Annotated in this window: 25 protein-coding genes; 12 read left to right on the top strand and 13 right to left on the bottom strand. The window is 41.0% G+C overall.

The window, feature by feature from the left end; all coding sequences use genetic code 11:
• Window positions 1-65 precede the first annotated feature (65 nt).
• From FTU83_RS04110 to FTU83_RS04100, 3 genes are all read left to right on the top strand, one after another.
• Window positions 66-443: a VOC family protein gene (locus tag FTU83_RS04110; RefSeq protein WP_180004259.1), complete on the top strand. Its 378-nt coding sequence runs from the start codon at window positions 66-68 to the stop codon at window positions 441-443.
• Window positions 444-576: 133 nt separating this feature from the next.
• Window positions 577-1,830 carry an exonuclease SbcCD subunit D C-terminal domain-containing protein gene (locus FTU83_RS04105; protein ID WP_373683884.1) on the top strand — a complete coding sequence of 418 codons (1,254 nt, stop codon included), beginning with the start codon at window positions 577-579 and terminating at the stop codon, window positions 1,828-1,830.
• Between the two features lie 9 nt (window positions 1,831-1,839).
• Window positions 1,840-5,436 (top strand): AAA family ATPase, encoded by a 3,597-nt coding sequence (locus tag FTU83_RS04100; RefSeq protein WP_180105713.1) that lies wholly within the window; start codon window positions 1,840-1,842, stop codon window positions 5,434-5,436.
• Between the two features lie 48 nt (window positions 5,437-5,484).
• On the opposite strand, the gene FTU83_RS04095 is transcribed toward FTU83_RS04100, so the two are convergent.
• Window positions 5,485-6,285: a thioesterase family protein gene (locus FTU83_RS04095; RefSeq protein ID WP_180105712.1), complete on the bottom strand. Its 801-nt coding sequence runs from the start codon at window positions 6,283-6,285 to the stop codon at window positions 5,485-5,487.
• Window positions 6,286-6,479: 194 nt separating this feature from the next.
• Window positions 6,480-7,166, bottom strand: a complete 687-nt coding sequence (locus tag FTU83_RS04090; protein WP_180105711.1) for a YggS family pyridoxal phosphate-dependent enzyme — start codon at window positions 7,164-7,166, stop codon at window positions 6,480-6,482.
• A 125-nt stretch (window positions 7,167-7,291) separates the two neighbouring features.
• Here FTU83_RS04090 and FTU83_RS04085 point away from each other — a divergent pair, with 125 nt between their 5' ends.
• Window positions 7,292-8,329, top strand: coding sequence for a type IV pilus twitching motility protein PilT (locus FTU83_RS04085; protein ID WP_078190026.1), 1,038 nt, complete (start codon window positions 7,292-7,294; stop codon window positions 8,327-8,329).
• A 27-nt stretch (window positions 8,330-8,356) separates the two neighbouring features.
• Window positions 8,357-9,478 (top strand): PilT/PilU family type 4a pilus ATPase, encoded by a 1,122-nt coding sequence (locus FTU83_RS04080; RefSeq protein WP_168379063.1) that lies wholly within the window; start codon window positions 8,357-8,359, stop codon window positions 9,476-9,478.
• 78 nt (window positions 9,479-9,556) lie between these two features.
• Here the strand turns inward: FTU83_RS04080 and fur are convergent, their stop codons facing one another.
• Window positions 9,557-9,994, bottom strand: a complete 438-nt coding sequence (gene fur, locus FTU83_RS04075) for a ferric iron uptake transcriptional regulator (RefSeq protein ID WP_078193101.1) — start codon at window positions 9,992-9,994, stop codon at window positions 9,557-9,559.
• A 112-nt stretch (window positions 9,995-10,106) separates the two neighbouring features.
• Here fur and FTU83_RS04070 point away from each other — a divergent pair, with 112 nt between their 5' ends.
• The gene (locus FTU83_RS04070) at window positions 10,107-10,505 is read left to right on the top strand and encodes an outer membrane protein assembly factor BamE (protein WP_078193102.1); all 399 of its coding nucleotides are present in this window, start codon (window positions 10,107-10,109) and stop codon (window positions 10,503-10,505) included.
• A gap of 43 nt (window positions 10,506-10,548) precedes the next feature.
• On the opposite strand, the gene FTU83_RS04065 is transcribed toward FTU83_RS04070, so the two are convergent.
• From FTU83_RS04065 to FTU83_RS04025, 9 genes are all read right to left on the bottom strand, one after another.
• A complete protein-coding gene (locus FTU83_RS04065) occupies window positions 10,549-10,875 on the bottom strand; it encodes an RnfH family protein (protein WP_180004252.1) in 327 nt (108 codons plus the stop codon).
• Entirely contained in the window at window positions 10,875-11,957 is a 1,083-nt protein-coding gene (locus FTU83_RS04060) for a hypothetical protein (protein ID WP_180004250.1), read from the bottom strand. Before FTU83_RS04060 ends, FTU83_RS04065 begins: the two co-directional genes overlap by 1 nt.
• A 142-nt stretch (window positions 11,958-12,099) precedes the next feature.
• The gene (locus FTU83_RS04055; RefSeq protein ID WP_078190032.1) at window positions 12,100-12,555 is read right to left on the bottom strand and encodes a bacteriohemerythrin; all 456 of its coding nucleotides are present in this window, start codon (window positions 12,553-12,555) and stop codon (window positions 12,100-12,102) included.
• A 263-nt stretch (window positions 12,556-12,818) separates the two neighbouring features.
• Window positions 12,819-13,667, bottom strand: coding sequence for a class II glutamine amidotransferase (locus tag FTU83_RS04050; protein WP_111885279.1), 849 nt, complete (start codon window positions 13,665-13,667; stop codon window positions 12,819-12,821).
• Window positions 13,668-13,876: 209 nt separating this feature from the next.
• Complete coding sequence (gene argB / locus FTU83_RS04045; protein WP_078190033.1) at window positions 13,877-14,785, bottom strand: acetylglutamate kinase; 909 nt, start codon at window positions 14,783-14,785, stop codon at window positions 13,877-13,879.
• Between the two features lie 10 nt (window positions 14,786-14,795).
• Window positions 14,796-16,220, bottom strand: a complete 1,425-nt coding sequence (locus FTU83_RS04040) for a phosphomannomutase/phosphoglucomutase (RefSeq protein ID WP_180050362.1) — start codon at window positions 16,218-16,220, stop codon at window positions 14,796-14,798.
• Between the two features lie 578 nt (window positions 16,221-16,798).
• A complete protein-coding gene (dut, locus tag FTU83_RS04035; protein ID WP_111885270.1) occupies window positions 16,799-17,251 on the bottom strand; it encodes a dUTP diphosphatase in 453 nt (150 codons plus the stop codon).
• A gap of 64 nt (window positions 17,252-17,315) precedes the next feature.
• Window positions 17,316-19,355, bottom strand: a complete 2,040-nt coding sequence (locus FTU83_RS04030; RefSeq protein WP_078193107.1) for a UvrD-helicase domain-containing protein — start codon at window positions 19,353-19,355, stop codon at window positions 17,316-17,318.
• 137 nt (window positions 19,356-19,492) lie between these two features.
• The gene (locus tag FTU83_RS04025; RefSeq protein WP_078190036.1) at window positions 19,493-20,125 is read right to left on the bottom strand and encodes an OmpA family protein; all 633 of its coding nucleotides are present in this window, start codon (window positions 20,123-20,125) and stop codon (window positions 19,493-19,495) included.
• Window positions 20,126-20,372: 247 nt separating this feature from the next.
• On the opposite strand from FTU83_RS04025, the gene FTU83_RS04020 reads away from it, so the two are divergent.
• The 6 genes from FTU83_RS04020 (at window position 20,373) to FTU83_RS03995 (ending at window position 24,950) form a co-directional block, all read left to right on the top strand.
• Window positions 20,373-21,296, top strand: a complete 924-nt coding sequence (locus FTU83_RS04020) for an acyltransferase (RefSeq protein WP_180105710.1) — start codon at window positions 20,373-20,375, stop codon at window positions 21,294-21,296.
• Window positions 21,297-21,311: 15 nt separating this feature from the next.
• Window positions 21,312-22,376, top strand: a complete 1,065-nt coding sequence (locus FTU83_RS04015) for a preprotein translocase subunit SecA (RefSeq protein WP_373685355.1) — start codon at window positions 21,312-21,314, stop codon at window positions 22,374-22,376.
• 125 nt (window positions 22,377-22,501) lie between these two features.
• The gene (gene minC / locus FTU83_RS04010) at window positions 22,502-23,221 is read left to right on the top strand and encodes a septum site-determining protein MinC (protein WP_078193110.1); all 720 of its coding nucleotides are present in this window, start codon (window positions 22,502-22,504) and stop codon (window positions 23,219-23,221) included.
• Window positions 23,222-23,286: 65 nt separating this feature from the next.
• Window positions 23,287-24,099, top strand: a complete 813-nt coding sequence (minD, locus tag FTU83_RS04005; RefSeq protein WP_067670152.1) for a septum site-determining protein MinD — start codon at window positions 23,287-23,289, stop codon at window positions 24,097-24,099.
• A 2-nt stretch (window positions 24,100-24,101) separates the two neighbouring features.
• Window positions 24,102-24,374 (top strand): cell division topological specificity factor MinE, encoded by a 273-nt coding sequence (gene minE, locus FTU83_RS04000; protein ID WP_078190039.1) that lies wholly within the window; start codon window positions 24,102-24,104, stop codon window positions 24,372-24,374.
• 288 nt (window positions 24,375-24,662) lie between these two features.
• On the top strand, window positions 24,663-24,950 hold the full coding sequence (locus FTU83_RS03995) for a PA4642 family protein (RefSeq protein ID WP_067766167.1): 288 nt from the start codon (window positions 24,663-24,665) through the stop codon (window positions 24,948-24,950).
• Window positions 24,951-25,031: 81 nt separating this feature from the next.
• Here FTU83_RS03995 and FTU83_RS03990 read toward each other — a convergent pair whose 3' ends face one another.
• Window positions 25,032-25,934, bottom strand: coding sequence for an AEC family transporter (locus FTU83_RS03990; protein ID WP_180105709.1), 903 nt, complete (start codon window positions 25,932-25,934; stop codon window positions 25,032-25,034).
• Between the last annotated feature and the right edge of the window lie 60 nt (window positions 25,935-25,994).

The raw sequence follows: 25,994 nt of genomic DNA, 5'->3' as shown, positions 1-25,994 counted from the left end.
TTTTAGCCTAATTTCAAATCTCTGCTATTTGAAATGTGCAATCCATCAAACAAAGAGTAATAACAATGAACCAGCTCTGCTATTTTGAAATTCAAAGCTCCGATCCAAAGCGTGAAGTTGCCTTTTATTCTGCGGTTTTCGGTTGGTCATTTATCCCAGTTGAAGGGCTACCGATTCAATACTTCCGTATTGAAACTCAAGGCATTCATGGTGGCCTGTTAGAGCGCCCTGCTCAGACTCCACCAACGCACTGCGGCACCAATGCATTTACCTGTAGTTTTGAAGTTGAAGATTTCGACCATATCGCTGAGAAAATTTTGGCGCAGGGTGGTCAAATTGCCATGGAAAAATTTGCGATTCCTGGTCAATGTTGGCAAGGCTATTTCTTAGACCCAGACCACAATACCTTTGGCCTCGTACAAGTCGATTCAAATGCACAGTAACAGCTTAGATTGATGACCTTGTAACTGTCGAGAACGACTTAGTTTGACGTATGAATGATTAATCACCCTCGAAAATGTGAACATCTGTGATACTTTAGACCCCAATCAATTTTTTTGATTTTTGGGGGCTTGCATGACTGTTCGTTTTTTTCATACTTCTGATTGGCATTTAGGACAATTCTTCTATAACCACTCACGTGACTACGAACACGAACAGTTTCTTCATTGGTTACTCGAACAAATAGAACAAAAGCAGCCGCATGCCCTGCTGATAGCTGGCGATATTTTTGATGTCATCAACCCAGCTTCCAAAGCGCAAAAACAGCTCTATCAATTTTTAGCCGATGCGCATGTGCGTGCCCCGCACATGCAAACCCTGATGATCGCAGGCAATCATGACTCAGGTTACCGTATTGAACAAGTTGAGCCATTATTAGAAAAATACCATGCCAAAGCTGTTGGCGTGGTCCATAAAAATACTGAAGGTCAGCTCGATTTAGACCGATTACTCGTGCCTATTTATGATGAACACAAAAATATTGTGGCATGGTGTCTAACCTTACCTTTTTTACGGGCTGCCGAGATCACCGGATTCAATGATCAAACCACCAATAGCCAAAACGCTATTACCTATGTGCATCAGCAATTAATTGCGGAAGCCAAAGCACGTAAAACTTCAGATCAAGCCTTAATTTTAATGTCACATGCCCACATGCAAGGCGGTGAAACGTCGGACTCAGAGCGCCCGATTATTATTGGCAATGAAGAAGCGCTTTCGACTGCCCTATTTGATGATGTAATTGACTATGTCGCACTTGGGCATTTGCATAAACCGCAAAAAGTCGCACAGACCCATATCCGTTATAGCGGCTCACCGATTCCCCTGTCATTTAGTGAAATTAATTATAAGCACCAAGTGCTTGAGATCAGTATTGATCCAACTCAAACAGATGAATCACGCTTTCAAATGGGGTCCTTAGCAATTCCGCGCAGTGTGCAATTGCATCGCATCAAAGGCACAATTCCAGAAGTTTTGGCACAATTATCTGCTTTGGCGAACGGTGAAATTGAAGATATTGATCAGCGTGAATATGTCGAAATTGAATACCATACCGACACCCCGCCTGCACCTAATTTAAGACAGCAGTTTGAAGAGGCTTTAGCACCGAACCGTTATCGGTTGGTGCGCATCAGCCGCCGTTATTTAAACTCAGATCAAAATAATCAGCAACAAGCCGCAATCAACCTTGATCCACCTACGCCTGAAAAATTATTCCAAAACCTTTGGGAAAAACAAGGCTATGGTGCTGATGACACCGTAATGAAAGATTTTTTAAGTTTGGTCGATGAAGCACAAAAATCACTTGAAGATGATGTGAACGCTTAAGGAATTGCCATGAAAATTTTATCTATACGTATTAAAAACTTGGCATCTTTAGCGGGTGAACATTTTATTGATTTTGAATCTGAGCCTTTAGCCAGTGCAGGCTTAGTAGCAATTATTGGCAAAACTGGTGCAGGTAAATCAACCATTTTAGATGCCATGTGTTTGGCGCTGTTTAATCGTGTGCCACGTTTAAAAGACAGCGATGGTAAACTGATCGATATCGATGGTTCAGAGTTGCCAACCAACTCACCGCAAACCGTATTACGCCGTGGCACAGGTCAAGGCTTTGCCGAGCTCAGCTTTGTTGCCCAAGACCAAAAAGTCTATTCAGCGCGTTGGGAAATTAAACGTGCCCGTGAAAACCCAAATGGCAAATTGCAAAGCGTACAGCGTTCACTGAAATGCTTAACGGATGGCAGTGTCGTTGCAGATAAAACTAAAGCGGTTGAGAGCCAAATTTTACGCATTACTCAACTCAGTTTTGAGCAATTTACTCGTGCTGTTTTACTGGCTCAGTCAGAAGTGACCGCTTTTTTAAAAGCGCGTGATAATGAACGTGGCGAGCTATTGGAGTATCTAACCAATTCCAGTATTTTCGGGAAAATTGGTCAATTGGCCTTTGAAAAAACCAAGCAAATTGCCAATCAGCGTAAGGCTTTGGAAGTTCGACTCGGTGATATTGAAATTTTATCGGATGAAGATCTTGCCTTATACACGGCGAATTTTCAAAGTCATACAGAGTCTTACCAAAAATTCGAAAGTGAAAAGCAGCAATTGCTCAAACAGCAGCAATGGTTTCAACACAAAAATAAACTGATTGCGGATATTCAGCAACGTGAGCAATATTTGGCTGTTCAACAGCAGCAACTCGATGCACTGCAGCCGCAGAAGCAGCAATTGCAGCAACTGGAAAAATTCGCCTCAATCCGTCCAAGCATCATTCAACGCAAGAATTTAAGTACTGAAATAGCAACGCTGCAGCCTCAATTGGCTCAAGCACAGCAGCAGTTCAGCGCAATTGAAATTAAGTTTAATCATGAAAAAACTCAATTTAAACAACTTGATCTACAGCAAAAACAGCAGCACCAATTTGAAGTTGATCATCAAGATCAAATTGATTTAGTACGTGCGCGAATTGCCGACCGCCGAGTGCTAGGCGATCAGCTAATTGCTGTAAAAGATGAACTCAAAAAACTGCAAGATCAGCATGCCCCGCTGCTTCAAGCCGAACAGCAATTGTTACAAGTACAGCAGCAGTTAGAACAAAATATAGCGCAGCAAAATACCCTACTCTCGCAAACAGCACATTTTCAAATTTTGGATGAAGCACTGTCTGCACATCTCAGCCCTTTACAGCGTTTTATTCAAAGTTATGTGCAATTTGAGCAGCAATATGGTGATGTCGCTCAAGCCACGCAACAAGTGGCACAAAAACAACAGCAACTTGACCAGCTCATTCAGCAATTTGGGCAAGACCAAGCACTTAACTCGAAAATTACGGGCTTGCGTACAGCGCGTGAAGACTTATTAAATCGCATCAATCAATTAGATATCACCAAGAGTCATTGGCAGCATTACCACGCCATTCATGTTGAACATCAGCAAAAATTGCAAGACCAGCACCAACTGCAAAGTGATCTCACACAGAATCAGCAGCAATGCAGCATGGCTGAAACTGAATTTCATGCACAAAAAGCAGCTCGAGAGAATTTGCAAACTGTACTGCAGCAGCAGCGATTACTGCATGCAGAAAATATTGAACAGCTCAGAGCAAATCTGGTTGCAGGTGAAGCATGTTTGGTCTGCGGCAGCACCGAGCACCCTTATACATATAACCAAGATGTGCTTTCCCATGAACTATTGAAACTGCAAGTACAGCAGGAACAGCAAGCACTAGCGCAGGAAAAAATAACGTTTGATCTGTGGCAGCAACTGCAAAAAAAATACACACAGCAGTCCACTGCCTTTGAAGCCAATGCACAGCAACTCACCGCAATCAGCACGCAACAGAGCAATACCCAAACCCAGCTTGAGCAATCACTTAATGCACTGAATATTCCATACGATTTGCACTCAGATTTGAGCTTGCTTGAAACGGCTATAACGCATCATATTGCACAAACACAGCAATCTTTGCAGCAAACAGAAGCTGATTTAAAAACCCATGAACAGGCGCAGCAAAACAGCTATACTTTGACTCAATACATTCAGCACACGACAAAGCAGCTAACAGAAATACAGCATGCGGAACAAAATATTCAACCTATTTTGTCTTTATTGGATGACACTGAAAAATACGCATGGCAGCAGTCAACCCGCACCGCTGCTGAAGAAATTTATATTCAATTACAGCAACGTCTTAACACCTTAAAACAACGTAATGAACTAAATGCTCAGCTGAATCAAATAACACAGCAGCTGGAACAGGCAAAACAGCGCAGTAAATTCAGTCTAGAGAATATTGCTGCAACTGAAAAACGCATTTCGACACTGTTAGAAGAAGGTAAACAAAATAGCGATCTTGCAATCCAAGCTATTTTTACCATGACTCAAGTAACTGTTGAAAAACCGCATGAATGGTTATTACAGTTTGAGCAAAACCGACAACAGCTGCAGACTCAGTTTAATACGGTACGTCAACAATTTGAGCAGCGACGCCAAGCCTTTGATACGGCACAAGCAACACTGCAAAAATATCAGGCACAGCAACTACAGTTGCAAACTCAACAAAATGCAGCCGCGTTGAGTATTCAACAGTGGTTAGCGCTGCATATTGATTTTAATGACGCCTTGTTACAGCAGCTCAGTGAAATTACACATGAGCAAGAGCTGCAACTGAAACAGCAAATTAGCTCGGCTGAACGTGCATATAGCGATGCTCAATCTGCTAAGAAAACATTGGATGAGCAACTACAGCAGCACTTAGTGCTGCAGCCTGAAATCGAATTTGAAGCACTACTCTCACAATTACAAAGTTTGGTTGAACAAATAACCCAAGTGATGGAACAGCGTGATGAAGTGAAACTCAAACTCGAAGTACATCAACGCAATGTAGCAAAACAGCAGCAATTTACCGATCAGATTCAACAGATACAATCTGAGGAACATCGTTGGAATAAGATTTCTAGCTTAATGGGCGATGCAACGGGCAAGAAATTCCGTGATTTGGCACAGCAATATAACCTCGAAATTTTAATTGAATATGCCAATCAGCAATTGGCGATGCTTTCACAGCGCTATACCTTAAAGCGCCTTGAAAACTCATTAAGCCTAGCCATTGTCGATCATGATATGGATGGTGAAACCCGCTCGGTCTCTTCGCTTTCAGGTGGTGAGTCGTTCTTAACAGCACTCGCTTTATCCTTAGCCATTGCAAGCATGGCATCAGGAACAACGAAAATCGAAAGCCTATTTATTGACGAAGGATTTGGCACGCTAGACGCTTCAAGTCTGCACATGGTGATGAATGCTCTGGATCAGCTACAAAACCAAGGGCGTAAAGTCGTGCTAATTTCTCACATTCAAGAAATGCACGAACGAATCCCTGTGCAAATTCAAGTCAATCCTGTCGGAGCAGGTGCAAGCACCATCCAAATCGTATCTTAAAAAAAGCCTGCTTAAAGCAGGCTTTATAATTTTTGATTCTCTAGATCATTACGTCCCGAGTGGACGTAGCGTTAAAATCTGTTCACTACGCCCAAATGGGCCATGGACATCATGCAATACAGAACTACTCAAACCAACACCATCCGCTCCATACTGCTGCACGGTTTCCAGACCTAACCACTGTCCCTGTGGTAAACGGTGCAAATGGATTTGTAGATCCAGATTTGGAAAGCCCCAGCCAAATGGCCAATCCTGACGCGGAACAATACCATTGGCGGTATCAACCATGCCCATTAAACGGACAAAATCAGCAGTCGGCTCACCTTCAACCATGTCATGCTGTGTTCTCAGCCACACAATACCTTTACCAGCTCGTCGCTCATGACTTCGAGCTTCAATCGACTGAATAAACCCGCCCGGCCATTGGTGTATCTCTTCCCAAATGGGCGCATTTTCTGGCCCCCAAACCTGATGATCTTCAACTCCAGAAATATCTATTGAGTTTTGCGTCATCATTCGCCATGTCCTTGCGACAATACAGCTTTTGCCCTGCGCCCGCATTTCAGATTCAATCAACTCAATAGTTTTTCCAGGACGGATCACTTGCGTAATTATTTGAAACTCTCCAGCAGGAATTAAGCCCAAAATATCTAGGCTGATGCGCCCGATTCGCATGCCTTCACGTGGCGAAAATTGATTTAATTCAGCACAAATAATTCCTGTAGCAGGCGCCATGTGCTGTTCATGTGCATTCCATGCACCTTGTGCTAAATCGGTCGAACGGTAATGTGCCGTGACACAGCCTTGCGCATCTACTTCGCGTTGAATCAACTGATAATATGCCGTCATGAACTTCCCTATTTGTCCTAGTGTTGAATTACTTCAAAATCAAAAACATCCTGATTATTTTGTACTCAACTTTAATGGAAAGTTCAAATTAAAAGGCTCACTTTGAACCCATAGGTTTCATCCATTGTGAAAACTTATCTGCTGTGCTTACACTTTATAAGCTTGGTTTTTGAAAGCAGGCTGAATCTTCTGTCCTATTTCGAATAATCACGTGCACCAAACAATGCTGTTCCCACGCGAACCATGGTGGATCCCGCAGCAATCGCATCCACCATATCACCTGACATCCCCATACTTAAGGTATCCCAATCTTCAGGTTTCACATGCTGTGCTTTGACGTGTTCAAAGAGCGCTTTGGCATCAGCAAACGCTTGCGGATTGTTGGGTGCAGGAATCACCATCAATCCACGTAAGCGTAAATTCGGTAGTGCAGAAATCTGAGCGACCAAATCTGCAACTTCATTCGGCTGACAGCCATCCTTCGTATCTTGCGCATCAATATTGACTTGTAGGCAAATATTCAAAGGTGCTTGGCTTGCGTCTCGCTGGCTTGATAAACGCTCCGCAATAATCAAACGGTCTACCCCATGCACCCACGCAAATTTTTCAGCCAAATGTTTGGTTTTATTGCGCTGCACATGGCCTATAAAATGCCACTCAATTTCTAAATCTGCCAAAGCCTCAATTTTTTCAAGCGCTTCTTGCAGATAGTTTTCACCAAATGATCGTTGCCCCGTTGCATACATTTCTCTTAGCATTTCAGCAGGATGCGTCTTTGATACAGCCAATAATTCAACCGACTGCTGTGGGCGACCCGCAAGTTGGCAAGCCTGCTCAATTTGCTGCAAAACTTGATTTCGTGCTTCTTGAAGTTTATTCATTGACGGGGTTCTCATTTCATTCATCTTTTTTTGCATTGCCCTGCAACTAAGTGTTGGTTAAGCTGTGGGAAAGCCTTATTATTCTATCAAAATAATTAAGATTTAATTTTTATCTCGGGGATTTTATGGACATTACAGAACTATTGGCCTTTGCTGCCAAAAATAACGCTTCGGATTTACATTTATCTTCTGGTATGCCACCAATGATTCGTGTGGATGGTGAAGTTCGTCGTATCAACCTTCCTGCTCTTGAACACAAAGAAGTGCACAAATTGGTTTACGACATCATGAACGATAAACAGCGTCGTGATTACGAAGAAAAATTAGAAACTGACTTTTCATTTGAAGTCCCTGGTGTGGCTCGTTTCCGTGTGAACGCATTTAACCAAAACCGTGGTGCTGGTGCCGTATTCCGTACCATTCCTTCAAAAGTACTAACCATTGAAGATCTTGGCATGGGCCAAATCTTCAAAGATATTTGTGAATATCCACGTGGCATCGTATTGGTGACCGGTCCAACAGGTTCGGGTAAATCAACCACGCTTGCTGCGATGGTTGATTACATTAACGACAACCGTTATGACCATATTTTAACGGTCGAAGACCCGATAGAATTTGTACACGAATCTAAAAAATGTTTGGTCAACCAACGTGAAGTACACCGTGATACCCACGGCTTTAACGAAGCACTTCGTTCCGCACTGCGTGAAGACCCGGATATTATCTTAGTCGGTGAGATGCGTGACCTTGAAACCATTCGTTTGGCACTGACAGCCGCTGAAACAGGTCACTTGGTCTTCGGTACACTCCATACAACCTCTGCGGCAAAAACCATTGACCGTGTGATTGACGTATTCCCTGCTGAAGAAAAAGACATGGTTCGTGCCATGTTATCTGAATCACTTCAAGCCGTAATTTCACAAACCCTACTCAAGAAAAATGGCGGTGGTCGTGTAGCTGCGCATGAAATCATGATCGGTATTCCTGCGATCCGTAACTTGATTCGTGAAAACAAAGTTGCGCAAATGTATTCAGCGATTCAAACGGGTGCCAACTACGGTATGACCACACTCGATCAAAGCTTAAAAAACCTTGTCGCAAAAGGCATTATTAGTACGCAAACTGCACGGACTGCAGCAAAACAACCCGAATCTTTCTTGTAATTTTTTTATTTTTCTGGGGCGATCGTTATGGATTTTAACGGCTTACTTGATTATATGGTGGAGAAAAAAGCATCGGATTTGTTTATTACAGCCGATGTTGAACCCTCGATTAAGATCAATGGGCAAATTTTGCCAATTGGCTCGACTAAGTTACCGGGCCCGACTGTCGGTCAAATCTTACATTCGATTATGTCTGACAAACAGCGTAAGGAATTTGCCGATACGCGCGAATGTAACTTTGCCATTAGTAATACCAGTAAATCTGCTCGTTTTCGTGTCAGCGCCTTTCAACAACGTGACCAGCCAGGTATGGTTCTGCGTCGTATCGAAACCGTTATTCCAACGATGGATGAGTTGAAATTACCGCCGATTTTAAAAGAATTAGCGATGACCAAGCGTGGCATTATCATTTTCGTAGGTGCAACGGGTACAGGTAAATCAACCTCTTTGGCATCTTTGATTGGCTATCGTAATGAAAATAGCAAAGGTCATATCATTACAATTGAAGACCCGATTGAATTTGTACACCAACACCGAGGCTGTATCATTACCCAACGTGAAGTGGGTATTGATACCGACTCCTTCGAAGTTGCCTTAAAGAATACGCTACGTCAGGCACCTGACGTGATTCTGATTGGTGAGATTCGTTCACGTGAAACCATGGACTATGCGATTGCCTTTGCTGAAACCGGTCACTTGGTTTTTGCAACACTGCATGCCAACAACGCCAACCAGGCCATCGATCGTATCATTCACTTCTTTGAAGCAGATCGTCATAGTCAGCTATTCATGGACTTATCTTTGAACTTAAAAGCAATGGTTGCGCAGCAGTTGATTCCAACCATTGATGGTAATTCACGTCGTGCTGCCATTGAGATTTTGATCAACTCACCTTTAATTTCAGACTTAATCCGTAAGGGTGAAGTGCATGAAATTAAAGACCTGATGAAGCGTTCTCGTGAACTAGGTATGCAAACCTTTGACCAAGCCTTATATGACCTTTATAAAGCCAAGCAAATTAGCTACAAAGATGCGCTCAAACATGCCGACTCACCGAACGACCTGCGTCTACAAATTAAATTGTCTGAAGAAGGCGGTGAGCATTTACTGCGTGCAAATTCAAATATTACCTTTGATGGTCAACATTAATTTTGCTTAAACGCTTTCGGAAATAAAAAACAGACTTCACATGAAGTCTGTTTTTTATTCATTCTCATCCGCATCGGATTATTTTTTACGATATGCTTCTTGGCATTCAGGCGCATCACAATAGCCATAAAGATTTAATGAGTGACCTGTAAGTTGGAAACCAAATTTTTCTGCCACTTGATGTTGCTCATGCTCAATCACATCATTAGTAAATTCCACCACTTTATTGCAGTTTTGACACACAATATGGTCATGGTGATCTTCTTGCATAATCTCAAAAACAGAATGATTGTTTTCAAAATGATGGCGTTGAATAATACCTGCAGCTTCAAACTGTGTTAACACGCGATACACAGTTGCTAAACCCACATCTTCACCCTGTTCAAGTAAAGTCTTATAAATATCTTCTGCGCTTAAGTGATGTTGTCTTGAATTTTCAAGCAATTCCAATATTTTAATTCGTGGAAGTGTAACTTTAAGTCCAGCTTTACGTAAATCTTGATTTGAAATAGGCATGAAAAAAGGTCTCTCAACAAAATTAAAGTTGGAATATGCAACAAAGTTTAGATGCAGTATGATCTATCCTTGGATCAAATGCATCATAATTAATTTGGGATAGTTTAGCAAAATGCAAAAAATCATGCTGACGTTATTTGTCACTTCATTGCTCGTAGGCTGTTCAACCTTGGGCGTTTATAAAGTTGATATTCCACAAGGTACACCTTTAACTCAAGCACAAGCGGCTAAAATTCAAGTGGGAATGAGCCACCAACAAGTTCGCTTTTTGCTAGGTAGTCCAACTGTTGCCGATCCAATGAATCCGTTACGTTGGGACTACATTTATAAGTATACCCCAGGAACATATGCTAAAAAAGCCAAGATTCCTGCTGCACATGGTCAACACTTAAAAATCTTCTTTGACCAAAACGGTATCGTTCAAAAAATTGAAGGCTTAGAAACCATTCCAGAGTCTCAACCTGGCTTACCAGGTTCTAAAGAAGCGATTTTAACTGCGCCACCACTATAGTCGCTTTCAGATAAAAATAAACCCCTAAATTTAGGGGTTTTTTTTATAAGTACAATTGCTTGAAACGATTGCCTCGACAATAACGACCAACGGGATTTTTCTTGGCGCGATTACGACGAATATCTTTCGGATTAATGGTTAATGCACGATAGATTTCGACACGATCACCTGCTTCAAGTAACTGAGATGAATCGCTTACACGCGCCCCGAAGATTCCTAGTGTTAATACTTCTGGTAAATCTACTTGTTTTCGAATGCCACTTTGCACAATAGCATCTTCAACCGTCATACCGGGATTAAAGATTAGAGGAATTAATATCTGCTGTTCCACGCTCGCATAAGCCACCCACACTTGTAACTGAGCTGTCATTAGAATAACTGCCCAATCACAGCCACCAATGCCAATATTATTGACAAGGGCACTACGATACGTACAGCAATACGCCAAATATTATAAAAGGTTTCATGACTGAAGTTCATTGACTTACGTAGATGACTAATCTTCATAATCCAACCTGCGAAAATCGCATAAATCAGACAAATAATTAAGCCCCAAATCAACAAGGCAATATTAAATACTGGAACAACAGTGCTCAGTGCCCATACAAAAACCGCAACCAATAAAATCGCCCATTGCACCACTATGGCCAATTGGCGTTGTTGTAATTGTTCACGTGCCATTTGAATCAGCAATGCTGAAGCTGCGACTAAACCCACAACCAGTGCTAAAGCAGATACTTGTGCTTTTGCTGCGAAAAAGGCAAAAGCAACCACTGCCAAAAGTTGAGCGATCCAAATCGGAAATACCGTTTTGCTTGCAATCTCTTGTTGCTTCACGGCTGGTAAACTTGACTGCCAATACAAGCCCATCCCCAAACCACTTGCTACGAGCGCCAAGACAGTTGCATTGCCCCACTCACTAAATTCGAGCGCAGTCATTTTCCACTCTGGTAAGGCAGTTCCCATAACATTCGCTAAAACTACTGCAGCAATCACACCAATAGCGGTCAAAATCACTAAAAATTGGCGTGGTACAAACGACAATGCAAATGCAATGACCGCAAGGACAGCCAAAATAATGCTATAGGCAAAGCCATTAGCTGTAAAAATTGCCACATATTGCGACGCGGCTGAAAGCATGGCACCTGCTAAAAATGGAATAAATACTACGGCAAGCCAACCGACTATACGCCATTTGGGTGAAGCATCCGCATCACGTGTTAGCGAAGACAGTGCTTGAACTGCTGTAATTTTTGAACGTTTTGCTAAAGCAATTTCCAAATAACATAGCGGTAAAGCTAAAATAAGCATTGTACCTAGCCACAACAGCCAGAAATCTAGCTGACGTTCAATTTGAATACCTGTTACCGGTGCTAAAGTTGCAATAATGATAAAAGATAAACAGAACGCCATCAGTGGCGATAACCATTTCGACATCGCATTGTCCTGCATGACAAATTCCTTTGAAAATTCTAGCGCTATTTTGCCTTGCTGTGCCTTGAAAATCAAAAACAAAAAGCAAATCACCTTAAAGGTGATTTGCTGCGCAAATGATATTATTAGAATTTAATTGTTTTTATTTCATTTTTTGAGGTTATGAAAAGAAACGTGCAAACCAATTTTTGCCTTTTTTCTTTTCTTTTTCTTTGATGATACCCATCATATTTTCTTTAACCGCACCGACATAATCAGCATCATCGTGCTGAATATGGTTAATCAGCCATTTTGAAAGCACTTCATGTAATTCATTTTCAATCGCATGCCCCATTTCAAAACGGTCACGGTAAGATTCAATTTTTTTAATAAATAAATCATGTACGCGTTTATGTGGCACACGATATTTATAACCCGCTTCTTCTTGTAAAGATTCTTCGAAGGTAAAATGTGATTGCGTGTAATCAATAATGTTTTCCAGAATTTGTTTTACACGATCACGATCTGTATTTGCGTCAATGCCATCAATTTCATTGATGTAGTCAAGAATCCGTTTGTGTTGATCGTCAATCACATCGATACCAGTATTGTATTCTGGAACCCATTTCATTTTCATTACGACCACCTATAAATATGAAGGACTTATCACGTAAATTTCATCATATAATTAAAGAACTTAAATAAAAATGAAGTAAAAAGGTTGGTTTTAATTGAAATACTGCCATTTATATTGTAATCAATTGTTTTTATTATGTTAATTTATTTAATCCCGAGTATAAAGCTAAGATATTTTTTAATCAATTCAATATCTTAGAAAACACCCTTAATTCAATAAAGTGTAAGATATTCATTTTTATAATGAATATCTTTCATTCAAAATTAATACTGATCTGCACGTGTGACACGTTTTAAAGATGGGTCCAGCCGCTCACGTTCTAAACGTTCAACAACCGTCTTTGCAGCACGAATTGGACGACCATGTTGAAATAAAATCATTTCACCCGGCTCAAATGCTGTCCAAACTTCGTTTTGCGTTAGGGGTTCAGTGGTAATCACGGCAACACGGTCTTCAGGCGTAGTGACTTCACTAAAATCGACTTCAACATCAATATCAATCAACTGTGCAGGCTGAAATGGAAACTCTCGAACCAGCCAATGCAGCTTGGTAATCGCATAACTAAATAGCGCCTGCCCATTCGACAAACAAAAATTAAAGGTGCCATGTTCTGCAATTTTAGGAGAAATTTCTAATAACAGATCAAACACCTGATCGAGTGTAGGTTCGGTATAACCAAAACGTTTCACCATTTGCTCGAGCAAATAGCAAAAGGCCAATTCACTGTCGGTATTGCCGACGGGGCTGAAGCGCCCTGTGAGCTCAGGCTGAAAGCCATGTAGGTCGCCATTATGTGCAAAAATCCACTGTCTGCCCCACAATTCACGACTAAATGGATGTGAGTTTTCAAGATTAATTTTGCCTTGTGTCGCTTTACGAATGTGTGCAATCACATTGCGAGATTTAATCGGGTAGTTTCGGATCAGCTCAGCAATCGGAGACTCTACAGCAGATTGATTGTCGACAAATAAACGACATGCTTTATCTTCAAAAAAAGCGATACCAAAGCCATCACAATGATCTGAGGTAATTCCTGCTCGCTGCGAAAATCCCCGAAACGAAAAAGTTATATCGGTAGGAGTCGCACAATTCATTCCGAGCAGCTGGCACATATCGATCATTTCAGCAGTAAATCTATGATTTCTCTATTGTGCATGACAGTTTTAGTTGTTGTAAATCTAAAATCGGCGCCATTGTAAGAGTTTTTATAATCCAACAGGGCAAATACATTATTTGATCTTTTCAAAAGTTACTTAGCCAACTGATAAATAATAAAAAAGCCTCAAAAGAGGCTTTTTTATATCAAAAAATGCTAAGTATCTTAAGCTTTTTTCACATTGGTTCGATTGGTGATTAATGTACCCACACCATGATCCGTAAAGATTTCAAGTAATGTTGCATGAGGTACACGACCATCAACAATATGTGCGCTGATTACGCCGCCTTTGACTGCATCTAATGCACAGCCAACTTTCGGAATCATGCCGCCATAGATCACGCCAGTTTCAATCAAACGATCGACTTCTTGGGTGGTTAACCCAGTCAGCAGATTTTTATTTTCGTCTAAAACACCCGTGATATTGGTCAATAAAATTAGCTTTTCCGCACCCAATGCTTCAGCCACTTTACCTGCAACCAAGTCAGCATTGATGTTATAGGTGTTGCCGTCTTCGTCTACACCTAATGGTGCAATCACAGGAATAAAATCGCTTTGGGTAAACATTTCAAGTACGTCAGTTTTCACACCAACCACTTCGCCAACTAGACCTAAATCAATCTGTTTTACTGAACCATCTTCGGCTGTTTTTTCCATCAATAATTTTTGCGCACGGATCAAATTACCATCTTTACCCGTTAAACCAATTGCACGGCCACCGTGTTTATTGATTAAGTTCACAATCGATTTGTTCACGCTGCCGCCCAAGACCATCTCGACAACTTCCATCGTTGCAGGATCAGTCACGCGCATACCGTCGATACGATCAGACTCACGGCCTAATTGTTTGAGGAATGAATCCACTTGTGGACCACCGCCATGAACCACAATCGGATTTAAACCAACCGTTTTCAGCAGCACGATATCACGTGCAAATGAGCTCTCAAGCTCAGGATCGGTCATGGCATTACCACCATACTTCACTACCAGCGTCTTACCCGCAAAACGTTGAATATACGGCAAAGCTTCCGTCAGGATTTGTGCTTTGTCGATGCCAGTATGTTGATGTGGCATTTGCCTCTCCTTATTGAGCATCTGGAATGTCATGAGCAATGTCTGGATAGTGCTCAACTAACATGGAAACAAACAGATCTCGTATTTCTTTTAAGCGTGCTGATGAGTTGGCATCAAAGCGTAAAGTGAAATACTCACCTGTATTCGATGCTCGAATGATGCCAAATCCATCATCAAAATCAAGGCGTATTCCATCAATTTTACTGATTTGTGCCAGAATTCGCGTAGAATTGGCTTCAACCTGCTTTAAAACTTCCGCTGGATCATGCTGATGCGTACTGACATATAAATCTTCGGTACTAAAGCGCTCTGGATATTTCGCCAAAGCTTCTGACAATGTCAGCCCCTGAGTTTGAATATATTCTAAGACCCTTAAGGCAGCATATAGACCGTCGTCATAGCCACCACCACGACCGTCATTAAAAACATAATGCCCTGCGTATTCACCACCAAAAACCGCTTTGCCTTTAGATTGGGAAATATATTTTCGCAAGAAACTACTGCCCGTTCGAATCATGACAGGCTGCGCATCTAAATCGCACACGGTATCCCGAATCATTGTTGAACATTTCACATCAAATACCACCTCTGCATGTGGTTTTTGAGTCAAACAAATTTCAGCAAATAAACACAATAATCGATCTGCAGAAACGACTTTGCCAGTTTCATCAATCAGCACTAAACGATCACCATCACCATCTAAAGCAATGCCAATATCGGCTTTTTGTAGCTGTATGGCTTGGCGGAGATGGGTTAAATGTTTGAGCTGTGATGGATCTGGAGCATGATCAGGGAAATGTCCATCAGCTTGGCAACGTAATGCCAAAACTTCACAGCCTAATTTATTTAATAATAAGGCTGCACAATGCCCAGCTGAACCATGCATGCCATCGATCACAACTTTAAGTGGTTGCTGTAAATGAATGTCATCTAAAATAAATTTCTGATAGGCCAAACAATATTCAGGCTTGATTTCGTGTGGCTCAATTTCAGTCATCAAATGCACACGTTCCGATGAAAAACAATTTCGTGCTTCGACTGCAACGTGTTGAATCATCTCTGGACAAGGTGGCTCACCTTTGATAATCCACTTGATACCATTATCTGATTTTGGATTATGGCTCGCCGTCACCATAATGCCATTGCCTTGAAATTGTCCCGCAATAAAATACAACATCGGGCTTGAGCAGCAGCCAATAATTTCCGCTTCAAGGCCAGCCTCATGGCAGACTTTTTGAATTATTTTTGCATAGGTTGGACTGGTTAAACGCGCATCATAGCCAATGGCAAGTCTCTTTTGCCCTACATCTAAATATTGTTTGACTAAGCCACAAGCAATTGACTGAACTAAATCAGCATTTAAGAGCGATATTTTCCCGCGAATGTCATATGCACGAAAAATATGTTGCGGAAAGTGACTAAACAGTGAACCCATACTATGTTCTTCTAATTACATCTTTATTAATTAAAAAATCTTAAATTCTATTTAGAATTTAAGCTTTTAATTAAAGGATAAAATCCTGAAAAAAAGTGTAACTTTTTTATAACAATTTTAGTTAATAATCAATTAATAATATTTAAACACTGATCAAAAACTTAAAATCAATCCAAAAACACCTATTATCTCTAAATTATTTTTTTAAATAAATCAAGACTTTACAATTTATAAAATATCAAACCACGCGTTCATCTATATTTATTTTACTTTTCAAACATTTTTAAACCCCTCTTCCACTCTGTACAAATATAGTAAATTGATTAAATTTAAATCAACAAACAAGGCTCAATTTATTCTTCTCTATTAAAATATAAACCGAGTAATTTCATCAGAATTAAATTTTTCGAGATAAGCCTATAAACGATATTGATAAAAGCCTAAACACTCTAAATATAGGTTTGATTTTTAATAAATTAAAATGATATAAATAAAAACCATCACGAGGATGGTTTTTATTAGCTACTTGATTGTAGGCATTTACTTGTCAACACACTGGATCAAAAGTCTTGCGCTGATTAGTTTTTACCTGTATGACCAAAACCGCCTGCTCCTCGTTCAGTGGCTTCAAACTCATCCACAATATCAAACTGAGCTTGTACAACTGGCACTAAAACATATTGTGCTAAACGCTCACCCGGCTCTAGGCTAAATGCCGTTTGGCTACGGTTCCAAACAGATACCATCAATTCACCTTGGTAGTCTGAGTCAATCAAACCGACCAAGTTACCCAACACGATTCCGTGTTTATGACCTAAGCCTGAACGTGGCAGAATTAAACCTGCAAAGTTAGTATCTTCGATATAAATCGATAGGCCTGTTTTTACCAGAACAGTTTGACCCGGTTCAATTACGGTGGTTTCTTCTACACATGCACGGAGATCAAGACCTGCCGAACCTGCTGTGGCATAAGTTGGCATTGGCCATTCCGTACCTAAACGTGTGTCGAGAACTTTAACTTGAACTTTCATGGTTCATTCCTGTTTCAATAAAACGAATTTCAAAAAATAAATAAAATATTCTACGCTTTAAGCTTTAACGCTTAATCAGCGCGCGTAAATTTTCTAAATAATGCTGTGCTTGCTGTTTAGGATCGATATCCCCTGCCAGCTTTTTCTTGCGGCCTAACCACTCCAATTCATCTTGTGGCAGTTCGTCCAAGAAACGGCTTGGTGTCATTTGTCGCATTTGACCACCGGCTTTACGTTGCTCTGCTAGAGTCATAGTTAAGCCTTGACGTGCACGAGTAATCCCCACGTACATCAAACGTCGTTCTTCCTCGACCGTGTCAGCAGCAATGGAGTTTTTATGCGGTAGAATTTCTTCTTCCAGACCAATCAAATAAACGAATGGAAATTCCAGACCTTTCGACGCATGAAGTGTTAACAAATTGACTTTATCGGTGTCTTCTTCTTCTTGTTGCTGTTCTAACATATCGAGCAGCACCATTTTACGAATCACACTTTCAATGTTCTTTTCATCTACATCTTCAGCGCGGTTTATCAAACTTTGAATACTGCTATATAGCACTTCAATATTATCCAGTTTGGTTTTTTCCTGCGCAGGTGTAGCTGCAGATTCTTTAACATAGTCGATATAACCCGCTTCAATCATCATGCGACGAATGATCGGAACAGGTTCATCATCTTCTAATAATTCACGAGTAAAGGTCGAAATAAAGTCCGCAAATTCGGCCAATTGGGTTGTGGCTTTTTTCGGAATCGCCATGCTTAAGCGCTGGTCACCTGCTGCACTGAGTAAGGATAAATTACTTTCCTGCGCAAATAAGCCAAGCTTTTCCAAAGTCACAGGACCAATCGCACGTTTTGGCGTATTGATAATTCGTAAAAATGCACTGTCATCTTCAGGGTTGATGATCAAACGTAAGTAGCTCATCAAGTCCTTAATTTCAGCACGAGCGAAGAAAGACTGACCACCCGATAATTTATACGGGATCTGCATTTGGCGTAGCTGTGTCTCTAGAGCACGCGCTTGGAAATTACCACGGTATAAAATGGCGTAGTCTTTCCAATTTTTACCGTTCATCAGCTTGTGCGTAATCAAGTCTTTTACGACGCGTTCTGATTCATCATCGTCATTACGACAAGTAATCACGCGGATCACTTCACCATGGCCTTTATCTGACCAAAGCTTTTTATCGAAAATATGTGGGTTATTGCCAATAACTGTATTGGCAGCTTTTAAAATACGACTGGTCGAGCGATAGTTTTGCTCAAGCTTAATCACTTTCAGATTACGGAAATCTTCCTTCAATAAAGCCATATTCTCAGGCTTAGCACCACGCCATGCATAAATCGATTGGTCATCATCACCTACCGCGGTGAACTGTCCCATAACACCCACGAGTAATTTCACCAAAATATATTGCGCGGTGTTGGTATCTTGATATTCGTCGACCAATAAATAGCGGATTCGATTCTGCCAACGATCACGCACTTCTGCATTTTCTTGTAATAAGCGCGTCGGCATGACAATCAAATCATCAAAATCCACAGCATTGTAGGCACGTAAATTACGCTCATACAGTTGATACAGATGTGCAAACTGAACGTCTTCTGCTGTTTCACAGGTGGTATGCGCTTGCTCAGGTGGAATCAGATCGTTTTTCCAATCTGAAATCATTTTCATGGCTTTGGCAATCAGCTCTTTACTTTCTGCACCGGATAAATTGTCGCGATGCATTAAGTCCATCAAAATGCGTTTGCAGTCATCTGCATCTAAAATTGAAAAGTTATTTTTCAGTGGTGTATTTTTTAATTCCAAACGGAGCATGTTTAGCCCGAAGTTATGGAATGTAGAAACCGACAGCCCTTTTGCCTCTTCACGACTCATCAGCTTCGTCACACGCTCTTTCATTTCACGCGCAGCTTTGTTGGTAAAGGTCATTGCGGTGATACGGTGCGCAGGAATACCACAATGCTTCACCAGATAGGCAATTTTACGGGTAATCACCGATGTTTTGCCTGAACCTGCCCCTGCAAGTACTAACAAGGGTCCTTGAGTGTATTTCATTGCTTCAAGTTGCTTGTCGTTCAACTGACTTGCCAGTGACATAGTCTTTCCTCTTATTAATTCGAGGATGATTATAGTCATCTGAAACGATCTTGCCTAATGCAAAATGTATTTTATCGGTCATTAAAAATGCCATAAAAAAAGCCACCCGAGGGTGGCCTTTCGTTTCGAACTAAAACTTATTTAGTTTCGTAAACTGAGATTTCTACGCGACGGTTTTGTTCACGACCTGCAGCAGTTGAGTTATCCGCTACTGGAGAAGTTGAACCGTAACCACGTGCAGTAATACGAGTTGAAGAAATACCTTGAGATGCTAGGTAGTTTTTCACTGAGTTTGCACGGTTTTGAGAAAGTGGGTTGTTGATCGCATCAGAACCAGTGTTGTCTGTGTGACCGTGTACAACGATTGCAAGTTTGTTTGCAGTACCGTCTTCACGCAATACTTTAGCAACGTCATTCAACGCAGATTGGAACTGAGATTGAATAGTTGAAGAGTTAGTTGCGAAAGTTACTGATGGCATAACAAGGTTGATCGAACCATCTGGATTACGACCTACGTCAACACCAGTACCAGCCAATTCTTGTTTAAGACGTTGTTCTTTCTTATCAAGAAGAAGACCAGCACCCGCGCCAACTACAGCACCAATTGCAGCTGCTTGACCCATTTTGTCTTTATCAGCATTAGAATAAGCAATACCAGCGCCTAAAAGAGCACCTAAACCAGTACCGATTGCTGCTTTGTCATATTCCATGTTTTGACAACCAGTAAGTGCCATTGCCCCAACTACTGCCGAAATTACTAGTGCACGCATTGCATGCCTCCTTCTTTGTGTTTTGTTGTATGGTTGAAATGATGAAGTAAAACAAATGGCTGAACCATTGATTTTTTGTTAATAATAAAACGTTTAGTTACAATTTGTAATATGAATACGAGATTTATTTGTTAATTCCATCACAATTTCTTCACAGTTCTGCAGATGCCCTTTTTTATTTAATCAACTCGAACTATATTTATTAGAATCAATCATTATTTGGACAATTTCCGCTAGGACTTTTTATATGTCATCTCAAACAAATAAGCAACCGACACTAAAAAAAATTAGCAAAGGACTTACCGTCGGTTCAGTTATGACAGGCAGTACTTTTTTCCATGGTCCTCCTGTACTAGCCCTTGGTCTAACCAAACTCTTTAAAAAATCAAAAAAGGTTGATGAAACCAACATAAAAATTACCAACAGTTGGCTCACGGTCAATAACTGGTTAATTGATCACGTTTTACCCAACACAAAATGGGATATCACCATCGATGAAGGCCTCGACTTAAATTTGCATGGTCGCTATCTCATGACCTGTAACCATCAGAGTTGGGTCGATACAACAGTTAACCAATATTTTGGTTTAACCCGTATGCCACTGACGCGTTTCTTTACCAAATGGGAACTCATTTTCATTCCATTTGTTGGACAAGCTTTTAAAATTTTAGGCTTCCCAATGATGAAACGTCATAGCAAAGAACAAATCGCGAAAAATCCTGAACTTAAATATCGAGATATGGAAGAAGCGCGTAAATCTTGTGAACAGTTATTGAGCCAGCCTTTTACCCTGCTGAACTATTTGGAAGGCACTCGCTTTACCCCTGAAAAGCATGTGCAGCAGCAATCACCGTATCAAAACCTTCTTAAGCCAAAAGCGGGTGGTTTAGCACTGGCACTCAATATTTTAGGGGATCAAGTTGATGCTCTCGTAGATATGACCATCGTCTATCCAAATGGTGCACCAGGTTATGGCGAATTTTGGCTAGGTGAAGTTCCACGTATCGCCGTGGATTTACGTAAAATTGAAATTCCAACGTGGGTGCATGGCGGCAACTATGAAGATGATGCAGAATTCCGTGAAAAATTTCAGCATTGGGTGGATGAGCTGTGGACGGAGAAAGACCAACTCATTACTCGTATGAAAGCTAAATACTCAGTTACTGAATAATTAAGAAGAAGTTTTATGTCGCAGAACAGCATGCCGCAAAACAAGAAATCTAAATATCATCATGTCAATCCAAACAGTTGGTCATTCAAACTGTTTTTGATTTATGACATATTCATGGTGTTTATTATTGTTTTTAACTTGTTCTGCCTGTGCATGAACTTTTTCCTCATGAGCAATCTTGGCAGTTGGTTCTTTAACAGTATCCACCTGCCCGATGTGCTGAGTTTTTACCGTGAACATTTACATCCATGGGTGATTACTACCGAAGCGTGGTTCATTATCTTTTTGATTGTAGAATTGTTGGTGCGCTGGGCGATTGCCATCATCAACAAGCACCATCAGCGCTGGTTCTTCTTCCCGTTTATACATTGGTACGAAATTTTAGCTATTGTGCCGCATTTACGTTTCCTGCGTTTATTTCGTGCGGGCGTGATTGCTTATCGACTGTATGAAATGGGCTATCAAATCGTGCCTTCTGCATGGCAGAAAAAGGCATTGTTCTACTATCGAGTCGTGATGGAAGAACTGTCAGATCGTGTGGTACTTACCGTGTTAGATGGTGTTAAGCATGAGCTCAATACCAGTACCACACATAAAGATTTGATTAGCAATGTCGTCCAGCATCACCGAGAGTTATTTACCCAAGTCTTGGCCGAAATTTTGCAAGAAAATTTAAGCAAAGAGCTGTGTGCTGAACGTGAATTGATCGCCAAAAATGTCGGACAGATCGTCAGTCAGGCCATCGAAGATACCCCAGAACTCACGCAGCTATTGCGTTTAGTGCCGATCGTTGGCAGCCGTATTGAACAGCAGATTCAAAGTATCGGGCAACGCTTAGGTGAAAATATTACCCATGGGTTAATTTCCCCATTGGCTTATCCCAATACATCGACGGCTCAAAAACCCAATCTATATTTAGACATTTCACAGCGTGTTAGCCGTATTGAAATCGAAAATAATGCCCAGCTGGATGAGTTGGTTCGCTCTGCGGTTTTTGAAAGTCTAGAGGCTATTCGTAAGCAAGTGAAAGTAAAACAGTGGCAGCAGATTATGCAGGAACAGGACCAAGCTACAGAATAAACACTTAGTCAAAAATAATTGCGAACTCCGCTAGAGTATTCATGCAAATTGTTCTAGGATTTGCTCTATTTACAACATAACTACTTCGGCACAAAAGTAATAGTTAGAAGTCTCAAGGATTCAATATGGCTGATATACGGATAAAAGGCAAAATGGTCAATGCGATTCGCATTCACCTCGATACCAATGATCATGATGCGATCCGCCAGCAACTTACTCCAATGTTCCAAAAGGCTTTTCCACCCGGAACATTAGCCGTGATTGAAAGTACGGTTGATCAAGAACTAATTGCACTGATTCAACTACTTATTAGTATTGAAATTCAACCGATTGGTGTCACTGAAGGTCCGCTATCGGACCAAGCACGTGCTATCCAATTTCCCGTAGTTCCTGCGGATCGCAAACTACAACAAGTTAAACCGACACGCGAACAAGTGGTTGAAGAACCCGCGCCTGCAGAAGAAAAAACCGAAGATAAAATTGCTGCAGTCGAAGTACCGACCATTCGTCATGCTACGTCGTATCACAATGAAATCTTGCGTACAGGTCAATGTTTAGTCCAAGACCATGGCGATATCATTATTAATGCTGGTATTAATAGCGGTTCAGAAGTAATTGCTTCAGGAAATATACATATTTATGGTAGTGCTCGTGGTAGAGTCATTGCCGGAGCTGGTGGGAACACGGCTGCACGTATTTTCTGCCATTCATTAGAAGCTGAATTGGTTTCAATTGCAGGGACTTACTGTGTCGCTGATGACATTCCACCTCATGTGGTCAAACAGCCAGTACATATTTATTTGAATGACCAGCAAGAGCTAGTATTTGAAGCTTTGCAATTTTAATGTATAAATAATCACCAAACCCCTAATTAAAAAAGGGGATTTAAACCATAACAGGAGTGGATTCGGTGGCGAAAATTGTTGTCGTAACATCAGGTAAAGGTGGCGTAGGTAAAACAACTACAAGCGCATCTTTTGCAACAGGTTTAGCCCTTCGCGGCCACAAAACTGTTGTGATCGACTTTGATGTGGGTTTACGTAACCTTGACTTGATCATGGGCTGTGAACGCCGCGTTGTATATGACTTTGTAAACGTATTGAATAACGAAGCTCGATTACAACAAGCGCTTATTCGCGATAAAGATATTGAAAATCTCTACATTTTGCCAGCATCTCAAACACGTGATAAAGACGCGTTAACAGATGAAGGTGTAGCACGTGTAATGGACGAACTTTCTCAAGAGTTCGATTACATTATTTGTGACTCACCTGCGGGTATCGAACGTGGTGCAATTTTAGCAATGTATCATGCTGATGAAGCGATTATTGTAACGAACCCAGAAATTTCTTCGGTACGTGACTCTGACCGTATTATTGGTATGCTCGACAGCAAAACCAAAAAAGTAGAACAAAACGAAGGTCGTATCCGTAAGCATCTATGTATTACACGTTTCAATCCAGAACGTGCGGATAAACAAGAGATGTTGACGATTGATGACATTTCAAAAGATATTTTACGCGTACCGACTTTAGGTGTTATTCCTGAATGTAAAAGCGTTCTACAAGCATCAAACGAAGGTAAACCAGTGATTCTGTTTACAGAAGAAGCGGCTGGCCAAGCGTATGATGACCTTGTTGCACGTTTCCTTGGTGAAGAGCGCCCTTACCGTCACATTACGGTAAAACCTAAGGGTTGGTTAGCACGTCTATTTGGAGCGTAATCATGGCAGGATTTTGGAGCAAACTTTTTAGCAGCGACGAGAAACCCTCAAGCGCACAAACGGCAAAAGACCGTTTAAAAGTCATCGTGGCATCTGAAAATGGTTTAGGTAAACGCCTCAGCCAAGACAAGATTGACATGATGAAAAAAGAAATCATGCAAGTAGTAAACCGCTATGTTCGTGGTGTAGATGAGCAACATATTCAAATGTCTGTTCGTTCTGAAGCGAATATTGAAATGCTTGAAATGAATATCAATTTGCCTGAAGAACGTTAATCTGAATTCTGATTAGCCAAGTAAATTGAATCAAGGCAAAATGTGAGGCTGGATCAGTAAAGCGCTGCTTTACCCAGCCGCAAGATGAGAAGCTTTGCTTCGAGTGGGCTGGATTAGTTTTATTCCTTTGTTAGATCAAAAGCTTTGCTTCGAGTAAACGGGATAAAAAAAATAACTTTTGATCCAACCATAAAATGAGTCGCTTAACTTAGAGACGGCGAATAAAACTATTTTACTTGCGTACTCATATTTGCCTTTTTGTATTTTTAAACCAGCAAGGAGATTGCGATGGCATTATCTCAGCCAGCAACGTTCAACGAAGAATGGTCAGATGAGCGTGTATTTGCCTACCTTACTCAGCTTCCTCCTGAAGGAGTGAATGGCGACTTTCACGTGCTTTACCATGCTTTCAAACATATGCGTCCAAATGACTATGAGCGTCTTTTGACTCAATTCGTTGCCGATGGCCGTGATGTGAACGCAACTAATCCTGAAGGTCAGCGTATTCATGACGTGATTGCTCAATACCCACGTCAAAGCGCAGGTTTCCTCGAAGTATTGGCAAAATTTGCTTAATTTCGAGTAACAAAAAAAGCCCGCATCATGCGGGCTTTTTTTTATCTTATTTAAAATCAGCGTGATAGTATTTCAGCATGATTAATGCACGATCAACATGAGCAATGGAAACATCAAGCCAAAACCAATGGTTTGTACACTAATAATGGCCGCCATCAGTTGTGAATCACCTTGATAATAGCGTGTCAAAATATAAGACGAAGATGCAGTTGGCAAAGCAAAAAAGACCACTAAAATCATTCGCTCAAAATCAGTCAGACCCATCCAAGTACTCAATAGATAAGCAATACATGGCATTAACATGAGACGCCCTATCGTATTTAAACTTAAACGACGTAGATCGGCGCGCATTTGCTGAAACTGTAATGCTGCCCCAACAGAAAGTAGTCCGAGCGGTAAACTCATGGCTGCCAAGATTTTTAATAGTTCAGGTAAGCCTTCAAACAGACTCAAGCCTGATAAATTAAACAATACCCCTGCAACACAGCCTAAAATTAAGGGATTTTTTGCGATTGACTGACAGGTCTGCCTCAATTGCTTCACACTTAAATTTGAAAACGCCAAGACTGAAATAATATTGACTAAGGGCACTGCAACGGCAATTAACATGGCAAACATCTGCATGCCTGTGGAGCCAAATAAAGCGCCCATAAGGGATAAACCAATATAGGTATTAAAACGGATATGACTTTGGATATACACGCCAAAACGCTGCACGGGGATATGCATAAACTGCTTGATCCCCCACAACACAATGCTGATCAAACAGGTGCCCGCAACCAGTACTGTCAACATTCGTGAAACGGTGTTCATATCCAATTGCACGGCTGATACATTCAAAAAAAGCAGCACAGGAAATAAAACGTAGTAATTAAGTTTTTCTGAATTTACCCAAAATTCATCCTGAACAAACTGTGTGTATTTAAGCACATAGCCCATCGCGATTAATGCAACGAGGGGAAACAATGCGACGACGATATTCATGCTGTACGCCTTGAAATAAAGTAGCTATTTCATCTTTAACCATTTATGTAGCACAATATA

It is taken from the genome of Acinetobacter sp. YH12152, from assembly GCF_013418285.1.
GTDB lineage: Bacteria > Pseudomonadota > Gammaproteobacteria > Pseudomonadales > Moraxellaceae > Acinetobacter > Acinetobacter amyesii.
The sequence above is the reverse complement of the archived record's forward strand: the minus strand, read 5'-3'. Positions and strand labels throughout refer to the sequence as shown.

Coding starts and splice junctions, on each gene's coding strand:
- FTU83_RS04110 (WP_180004259.1), top strand. CDS start 66: ATGAACCAGCTCTGCTATTTTGAAATTCAAAGCTCCGATCCAAAGCGT.
- FTU83_RS04105 (WP_373683884.1), top strand. CDS start 577: ATGACTGTTCGTTTTTTTCATACTTCTGATTGGCATTTAGGACAATTC.
- FTU83_RS04100 (WP_180105713.1), top strand. CDS start 1,840: ATGAAAATTTTATCTATACGTATTAAAAACTTGGCATCTTTAGCGGGT.
- FTU83_RS04095 (WP_180105712.1), bottom strand. CDS start 6,285: ATGACGGCATATTATCAGTTGATTCAACGCGAAGTAGATGCGCAAGGC.
- FTU83_RS04090 (WP_180105711.1), bottom strand. CDS start 7,166: ATGAATAAACTTCAAGAAGCACGAAATCAAGTTTTGCAGCAAATTGAG.
- FTU83_RS04085 (WP_078190026.1), top strand. CDS start 7,292: ATGGACATTACAGAACTATTGGCCTTTGCTGCCAAAAATAACGCTTCG.
- FTU83_RS04080 (WP_168379063.1), top strand. CDS start 8,357: ATGGATTTTAACGGCTTACTTGATTATATGGTGGAGAAAAAAGCATCG.
- fur (WP_078193101.1), bottom strand. CDS start 9,994: ATGCCTATTTCAAATCAAGATTTACGTAAAGCTGGACTTAAAGTTACA.
- FTU83_RS04070 (WP_078193102.1), top strand. CDS start 10,107: ATGCAAAAAATCATGCTGACGTTATTTGTCACTTCATTGCTCGTAGGC.
- FTU83_RS04065 (WP_180004252.1), bottom strand. CDS start 10,875: ATGACAGCTCAGTTACAAGTGTGGGTGGCTTATGCGAGCGTGGAACAG.
- FTU83_RS04060 (WP_180004250.1), bottom strand. CDS start 11,957: ATGCAGGACAATGCGATGTCGAAATGGTTATCGCCACTGATGGCGTTC.
- FTU83_RS04055 (WP_078190032.1), bottom strand. CDS start 12,555: ATGAAAATGAAATGGGTTCCAGAATACAATACTGGTATCGATGTGATT.
- FTU83_RS04050 (WP_111885279.1), bottom strand. CDS start 13,667: ATGTGCCAGCTGCTCGGAATGAATTGTGCGACTCCTACCGATATAACT.
- argB (WP_078190033.1), bottom strand. CDS start 14,785: ATGCCACATCAACATACTGGCATCGACAAAGCACAAATCCTGACGGAA.
- FTU83_RS04040 (WP_180050362.1), bottom strand. CDS start 16,220: ATGGGTTCACTGTTTAGTCACTTTCCGCAACATATTTTTCGTGCATAT.
- dut (WP_111885270.1), bottom strand. CDS start 17,251: ATGAAAGTTCAAGTTAAAGTTCTCGACACACGTTTAGGTACGGAATGG.
- FTU83_RS04030 (WP_078193107.1), bottom strand. CDS start 19,355: ATGTCACTGGCAAGTCAGTTGAACGACAAGCAACTTGAAGCAATGAAA.
- FTU83_RS04025 (WP_078190036.1), bottom strand. CDS start 20,125: ATGCGTGCACTAGTAATTTCGGCAGTAGTTGGGGCAATGGCACTTACT.
- FTU83_RS04020 (WP_180105710.1), top strand. CDS start 20,373: ATGTCATCTCAAACAAATAAGCAACCGACACTAAAAAAAATTAGCAAA.
- FTU83_RS04015 (WP_373685355.1), top strand. CDS start 21,312: ATGTCGCAGAACAGCATGCCGCAAAACAAGAAATCTAAATATCATCAT.
- minC (WP_078193110.1), top strand. CDS start 22,502: ATGGCTGATATACGGATAAAAGGCAAAATGGTCAATGCGATTCGCATT.
- minE (WP_078190039.1), top strand. CDS start 24,102: ATGGCAGGATTTTGGAGCAAACTTTTTAGCAGCGACGAGAAACCCTCA.
- FTU83_RS03995 (WP_067766167.1), top strand. CDS start 24,663: ATGGCATTATCTCAGCCAGCAACGTTCAACGAAGAATGGTCAGATGAG.
- FTU83_RS03990 (WP_180105709.1), bottom strand. CDS start 25,934: ATGAATATCGTCGTCGCATTGTTTCCCCTCGTTGCATTAATCGCGATG.